At 69.2% G+C, this 6,980-nt stretch carries 5 protein-coding genes and 1 pseudogene; 2 read left to right on the top strand and 4 right to left on the bottom strand.

Features of this window, described 5'->3' with window-relative positions; genetic code table 11:
• The coding region (locus tag ACFFNX_RS37160) for a DNA polymerase III subunit delta' (RefSeq protein WP_378210725.1) at positions 1-682 on the bottom strand (682 nt) is incomplete at its 3' end.
• A gap of 242 nt (positions 683-924) precedes the next feature.
• Here ACFFNX_RS37160 and ACFFNX_RS52440 point away from each other — a divergent pair.
• A pseudogene (locus tag ACFFNX_RS52440) lies at positions 925-1,235 on the top strand (transposase); the annotation flags it as partial.
• A 135-nt stretch (positions 1,236-1,370) separates the two neighbouring features.
• On the opposite strand, the gene tmk reads toward ACFFNX_RS52440, so the two are convergent.
• Both tmk and topA read right to left on the bottom strand, forming a co-directional pair.
• On the bottom strand, positions 1,371-3,389 hold the full coding sequence (gene tmk, locus ACFFNX_RS37170) for a dTMP kinase (protein WP_378210726.1): 2,019 nt from the start codon (positions 3,387-3,389) through the stop codon (positions 1,371-1,373).
• Positions 3,390-3,417: 28 nt separating this feature from the next.
• Positions 3,418-6,081 (bottom strand): type I DNA topoisomerase, encoded by a 2,664-nt coding sequence (gene topA, locus ACFFNX_RS37175; protein ID WP_378210727.1) that lies wholly within the window; start codon positions 6,079-6,081, stop codon positions 3,418-3,420.
• Between the two features lie 143 nt (positions 6,082-6,224).
• Here topA and ACFFNX_RS37180 point away from each other — a divergent pair, with 143 nt between their 5' ends.
• The gene (locus tag ACFFNX_RS37180; RefSeq protein WP_285578209.1) at positions 6,225-6,410 is read left to right on the top strand and encodes a DUF5703 family protein; all 186 of its coding nucleotides are present in this window, start codon (positions 6,225-6,227) and stop codon (positions 6,408-6,410) included.
• A 174-nt stretch (positions 6,411-6,584) separates the two neighbouring features.
• Here ACFFNX_RS37180 and ACFFNX_RS37185 read toward each other — a convergent pair.
• Positions 6,585-6,980, bottom strand: a 396-nt coding sequence (locus ACFFNX_RS37185) for a hypothetical protein (RefSeq protein WP_378210728.1), incomplete at its 5' end; no start/stop codon positions are given.

Genomic DNA, 6,980 nt, shown 5'->3' on the forward strand with positions numbered 1-6,980 from the left:
GCACGGCGAGGACCTCGGCCCGGCGCCGCCGGGCCTCCTCGTCGGTGGCGAGCCGCCGGGCCCGCCCGATGTGCCCCTGCGCGGCCCGTGACGCCTCCGCCGCGACGTCGGGATCGATGCCGTCCCGGAGTACGAGCACGTCGGCGACCGCGTCGGCGGGCGGCGTGCGGAGCGTCACGAGACGGCAGCGGGACCGGATCGTGACCACGAGGTCGTCCGGCGAGGGCGCGCACAGCAGCCACACCGTACGGGCGGGCGGCTCCTCGATCGCCTTGAGCAGGGCGTTGGCGGCCTGCTCGGTGGACCGGTCGGCGTCTTCGAACAGCACGACGCGCCACCGGCCGCCGGTCGGCGAGGACGCCGCGCGCAGCACCAGCTCACGGGTCTCACGCACGCCGTACGACAGCCCGGCGGGGCGTACGACCTCGACGTCGGCATGGGTGCCCGACAGCACCTGGTGACAGGAGGCGCAGTGACCACAGCCCAGGTCGGGGCACAACAACGCGGCGGCGAACGCCCGCGCCGCGACCGACCGCCCCGAACCCGGCGGCCCGGTGAACAGCCACGCGTGGGTCATCCCCCCACCGCCCACCCCGGCAAGCGCGTCGGCACCCGCGCGCGCCGCGGCCTCCAACTGCTCGATGACGGGCCCCTGGCCCACCAGGTCGTCATAGACGGTCACGCGTCGATGCTAGAGCCTGCCCCGAAGTCCCACCGACCAGAACCGGAACACGCCCCGCCCGAGAACACGCCCCGCCCGAGAACACGCCCCGCCCTCCCAGGGGGCACCGACCCCACTTCCATTGTCAAGGCACCCCACACGCCAAAGAAAGACCCCGGGACGGGCTGTGGACAACCCACGGCCAGGCGACTTCGGGACGGGTCCCAGTAGTGCTTGGCCACGTCTGTGATCTTGGTTGCGATGTGAGGTCTGCCGCGGTGCGATCGCGGTTGGAGGAGTTCACCGCTGGGGTGTTCACGTCTTTGCCGAGGTCGGATCAGCGCGCCACCGGTGGATCATCAGCGGTTGCAGCAATTCATAAACCATCGACCTGAGATCTCGCTGGGGTGCGGCCCGGATCCATGATGCGGTCGCGCCGGTGGCGTGGGTGATCGATGACACCGGGTTTCCCAAGTACGGGACGTCCTCACCCGAGGTGGACCGGCAGTATTCGGGCACGTTGGGCAACTATCAGATCGGGGTGAGCGTGCACGCGGTCACCGACGTCGCTTCGGACTGATGATTCCCGAGCGCACGCGGTGCGGCGGCCACTGCCCCACCTGCCGACAACCCCTCGCCTTACCGACCTGACAAAGCACTAGTCGTCCGCCCGGGAGGGCGGTCCACGGGCCCCGTACGGGCGGGTGCGTCAGTCCTTGATGGCGGGCATCGTGCTGGTCTCGTCCTCGGTGCTGGCCGGGACCGGGTCGGGCAGGATCGCGCGGACCCGGTCGTGGATCTGCCGGGAGATCTCCGCCTGCGGGCGCGTGCCGTCGATCACCAGGTAGCGATGCGGCTCGGCGTCGGCGAGTGCGCGGAAGCCGCGGCGTACGCGCTCGTGGAACTCGCGCGGTTCGGACTCGATCCGGTCGGCCGGTGAGGCGAAGCGGGTCAGGCCGACGTCGGACGGGACGTCCAGCACGATCGTCAGGTCGGGTACGAGCCCGCTCGTGGCCCAGCGGTTGATCTCGGTGATCTCGCCGACCTTCAGCTCCCGGCCGGCGCCCTGGTAGGCGAGGGAGGAGTCGACGTAGCGGTCGGTGACCACGATCGCGCCGCGCCGCAGCGCCGGCTGGATGACCTCGGCGACGTGCTGCGCGCGGTCCGCGGCGTACAGGAGCGTCTCGGCGCGCGACGACAGCCCCGAGCTCTCCTTGTCGAGCAGTAGGGCGCGCAGCCGCATGCCCATCTTCGTCGAGCCGGGCTCTCGCGTCATGACCACGTCGAAGCCCTGGTCGCGCAGCCAGATCGACAGCAGCCGCGCCTGTGTGGTCTTGCCGGCGCCCTCACCGCCCTCGAAGGCGATGAACACACCGTGTTCGCGGCCGGGCTCCTCCGGCGCGTAGTGCTCACCGCGCAGCGCCGCCATGAGGTCGCGGACCAGCGGGACGCCTCGGCGGTCGTCCATCTGCCGGTACGCGATCAGGCCGACGATGACCGCGATCACAGCGGCGATCACCAGCACGACGTTGGGCCCGTCGAAGCGGTAGATGTTCTTGCCTGGCAGGGTGAACCGGTGGTTGCCGACCGCGCCCGCGATGAAGGGCACCGCGGCGACCACCAAGAGCAGCACCACCCGTACGAGCGACTGCAGGAACGCCCACGTACGGCCGCGGACGCTGTCCTCGACCTCCAGGCCGATCAGCGTGTAACCGACCACCCAGGCGATGCCCGCACCCGCGCCGCACACCGCGGTCAGCAGCGCGACGATCACCAGGTTCGGGATGAGGGCGATCAGCACCAGGGCGATGCCCGCGCCGATGATCGCCAGTCCGAAGAGCCGCCGCCGGCTGAACTCCTGCAGGATGCGCGGCGCCAGGAACATGCCGATGGCCATCCCGACGAAGACCATTCCGAAGACCACGCCGTACGCCGCGTCGCCGCCGCCGAGCGCCTTGACATAGACCTTGGCGATGCCGATCACCGCGCCGCCGGCGGCGAAGGCGCCGAGGATGCCGATGGTCAGGCCGCGGACCAGCGCCGTGGAGCCGACGAACTTCCAGCCCGCCATGATCTGTTTGAGGATCGAGGGCACCGACACCTGGCCGCGCCGCTTGGGGATCTCCCGGAGCGAGAAGATCGTCACCGCGGACACCAGGAACGTGACGGCGTTGATGTACAGCGCCAGGTTGGCCTGCTGCTGCGGGTGTTCGAACAGCGCTCTGGAGATCAGCGCCAGCACCGAGAACATCGCCGCCGCGACCGGCGCGGAGCCATAGGTCGAGACGAGGCTGATCTGGTTGGCGCGCTCGAGCCGCTCCTTGGGGACGATGTTCGGGATCGAGGCCTCCTTGGCCGGGATCCAGAACAGCGTCACGACCTCGATCAGGAACGTCGCGATGTAAAGCCAGTCGAGGCGCCCGACGATCGGGATGGACAGGAAGAGCCCGAACCTCAGGATGTCCGCGACCACCATCGTGATGCGGCGGTCGAACCGATCCGCGACCGCACCCGCGAGCGGGCCGAAGATCAGCGCGGGCAGCAGCTTGACGACGAGCACACCGCCGATGGCGTAATTCTCCGCCGCCCCCTTGGTCAGCGAGCCGGCCAGCGCCGTGAGCGCGAGAATGCTCAGCCAGTCGCCGAAACTCGACAATGACAGGGCGATCCACAGCCGCCGGAACGGCTTGATCGAAAGCACACCGGCGGGGCTGCCCGTTCTGGTCATTGTGTCAGAGTATCGACACAGGGACCTTTCAGGAGCGGGACTTGGCGGGACGCCTTCTGCTCGTCTTCTTACCGCCACCTGCGGCGACCTTCTCGCGACGCTCCGCGAGCAACTCCAGTGCCCGCTGCACGGTTATCGACTCGACCTCGTCACCTTTACGAAGGCTGGCGTTCGTCTCCCCGTCAGTCACATAAGGGCCGAAACGCCCCTCCTTGACCACGATCTGACGGCCGGTGCCGGTGTCCTCACCCAGCTCACGCAGCGGCGGTGCGGCGGCGGCCCGCCCACGCCCGCGTTGCTTCGGCTGCGCGAAGATCTCCTTGGCCTCCTCCAGGGTGACCGTGAAGAGCTGCTCCTCCGACTGCAACGAGCGGCTGTCCGAGCCCTTCTTCAGGTACGGGCCGAACCGTCCGTTCTGCGCCGTGACGGCCTCGCCGTCGAGCTCGCCCAGCAGGCGGGGCAGCGACAGCAGCTGCAGCCCATCCTCGAGCGTGACCGTGTCCAGCGACATCGACCGCAGCAGCGAGGCGGTGCGGGGCTTGGCCGACGTGTTCTTCCCTCGGCCCCCCGCCCCCGGCCCAGGTGCGTCTTCGGGCAGGACCTCGGTGACGTACGGCCCGAACCGGCCGGTCTTGGCGACGATGACGTGCCCGGTGCCGGGGTCGACGCCGAGTTCGCGGTCGCCGCTCGGCTGCGCGAACAGCTCCTCGGCCTTCTCGGCGGTCAGCTCGTCCGGCGCGATGTCCTCCGGGACGTTCACCCGCTGGCCGTCGCGGTCGAGGTACGGCCCGTAGCGCCCGACCCGGATCATGATGTCGGTGTCGGTGATCGGGAAGGAGCTGACCTCCTTGGCGTCGATCTCCCCCAGGTCGGAGACCAGCTGCTTGAGCCCCTCGCCCCCGTTGCCGTGGTAGAAGGCCTGCAGCCAGCGGACCCGCTCGGCCTCGCCCTGAGCGATCTTGTCGAGGACGTCCTCCATCTGCGCGGTGAAGTCGTAGTCGACCAGGTGGCCGAAGTGCTTCTCCAGGAGGTTCACCACGGCGAAGGCCAGGAAGGACGGCACCAGAGCGGTGCCCTTCTTGAACACGTAGCCGCGGTCGAGGATCGTGCCGATGATGCTGGCGTACGTCGACGGGCGCCCGATCTCCCGGTCTTCCAGCTCCTTGACCAGGCTCGCCTCGGTGTAGCGGGCGGGCGGCCGGGTGGAGTGGCCCTCGGCGGTCAGCTCGCTCGCGGTGAGCGGGTCGGCCTCCTCCAGAGTGGGCAGCCGGCGCTCCTGGTCGTCCAGGTCCGACGCCGGGTCGTCGGCGCCCTCGACGTAGGCCTTGAGGAAGCCGTAGAAGGTGATGATCTTTCCGGAGGCGCCGAACTCGGCGGTCTCCCCCGCGGTGGAGTCACCCGTGACGCGGACCGACACCGACTGGCCGGTCGCGTCCTTCATCTGACTGGCGACCGTGCGCTTCCAGATCAGCTCGTACAGCCGGAACTGGTCGCCGGACAGCCTGGTCTCGCCCGGCGTACGGAACGTGTCGCCGGACGGGCGGATCGCCTCGTGCGCCTCCTGGGCGTTCTTGACCTTGCTGCGGTAGACGCGCGGCTTGTCCGGGATGTAGTCGGCGCCGTACAGGGTCTGCGCCTGCGCACGGGCGGCGTTGATCGCGGTCTCGGACAGCTGAATGCTGTCGGTACGCATATAGGTGATGAAGCCGTTCTCGTACAGCTTCTGGGCGACCTGCATCGTGTACTTGGCCGAGAAGCCCAGCTTGCGGCTGGCCTCCTGCTGCAGCGTCGTCGTACGGAACGGGGCGTACGGGCTGCGCCGGTACGGCTTGCGCTCGACGGACTTGACCGCGTACGGCCGGTCCCGCAGGCGTGCGGCCAGGCCCCGGGCGTTCTCCTCGTCGAGGTGGAGGATCTCGTCGGACTTGATCTGGCCCCGGGCGGTGAAGTCGCGGCCCTGGGCGACGCGCTTGCCGTCGAGTGCCACGAGCGTGGCCTCGAAGCTGGACGGCTCCTCCGGCTTTCCCGTCGCGAAGGTCGCGGCCAGGTCCCAGTAGCTCGCCGGGACGAACGCGATCCGCTCGCGTTCGCGCTCGACGACCAACCGGGTGGCGACGCTCTGCACGCGGCCCGCCGACAGCTTCGGCATGACCTTCTTCCAGAGCACCGGGCTGATCTCGTAGCCGTACAGCCGGTCGAGGATCCGGCGGGTCTCCTGCGCGTCGACGAGCTTGATGTTCAGCTCACGCGGGGTGCGCGCGGCGTCGCGGATGGCGTCGGGAGTGATCTCGTGGAACACCATTCGGTGCACCGGCACCTTGGGTTTGAGCACCTCTTGCAGGTGCCACGCGATCGCTTCACCCTCGCGGTCCTCATCGGTGGCGAGGAGGAGTTCGTCGGCCTCTTGAAGTAGTTTCTTGAGCTTGGCTACCTGCTGCTTCTTGTCCGCGTTGACAACATAAAGCGGCTCGAAGTCATGATCGACGTTGACCCCGAGTCGTGCCCACGCCTCGCCCTTGAGTTTCGACGGGATATCAGCGGCTCTCTCGGGGAGATCGCGGATATGGCCGATACTGGACTCCACGACGTACCCGTTGCCGAGATAGCCCGCGATGGTCTTGGCCTTCGCGGGTGACTCGACGATCACCAGCCGGGTGCCGCCTGGCTGCTTTGTGCCGTTACTGTCGGGCACGATGCCTGAACCTCGCAAGTCTCGACTCGGGCGGGAGTCGCTCGGGTGCCGTTCCGCGGTCAACGGTGAGAAACAGTAGACCGGTTCCGCGGAAGAGGGTCCTCGCCCCCCGTTAGGACCCTAGACGGAGCAGAATAAGGGCAATGCTTGAGTACTCCTACCTAGTACTGCGTCTGCCGCGCGGTACGACACGTGACGCCGCCAGGCAGATCCTGGTCGAGCATGCCGAACACGGTGGGTGGGAACTCGTCCGCGTCCGTGTCTACCCGGACGGCAGACGCCGAATCCAGCTACGCCGAAAGGTCATCCGCGCGAAGCGTACCCTCTGATCGGCGGCCACCCCTTGTCTCCTTCGACGCTACATCAATGTTCCGCTGACGTGACCCGGGGCCGTCGGAGCGCCCCCTCCCTTTAATAGGGCTTTGCCTGCCCCGGGCCGTGGCTCCGGGACAGGCAAAGCGGTGCTGCTCACGCTGCGGGGACGGGCCCCGCGGCCTTGTTCGTCAGCGGCCGGACCGGCGGCCCAGGCGGCGGGCCACCGAGATCGTGCCGGCCGAGGCGGCGAACATGCCGCCCAGCGCCAGCGCCATCAGCGCGCCGTTCCGCGCACTCGTCGAGGACTCGGCCGCGGCGAGACCGATCGGCGGGAGCTGCTTCGGCGGGTTGCCCACGACCGGGACGCTCAGGCCGCCGTCCAGCGGGTTCGACGTCCCGGCGGACTGCGGGTTCATGCCCTGGCCGAGCTTCGGCAGGGCGGGCGTGGCGCCCATCGCGACCGGCAGGGCGCCGGTGCGCAGCGACGCGGGGTCGACCGGAAGCTGCGGCAGGCCGCTCATCCGCGCGCTGTACGGGGTGACGCAGTCGTCGCCGTACGCGCCGGAGGTCGCGCCGCAGCTGCC

Origin of the sequence: Actinoallomurus acaciae (assembly GCF_042429965.1) — a bacterium.
GTDB lineage: Bacteria > Actinomycetota > Actinomycetes > Streptosporangiales > Streptosporangiaceae > Actinoallomurus > Actinoallomurus acaciae.

Excerpts from the sequence above, each read along its gene's own strand:
- tmk (WP_378210726.1), bottom strand. The coding sequence starts at position 3,389 with ATGACCAGAACGGGCAGCCCCGCCGGTGTGCTTTCGATCAAGCCGTTC.
- ACFFNX_RS37180 (WP_285578209.1), top strand. The coding sequence starts at position 6,225 with ATGCTTGAGTACTCCTACCTAGTACTGCGTCTGCCGCGCGGTACGACA.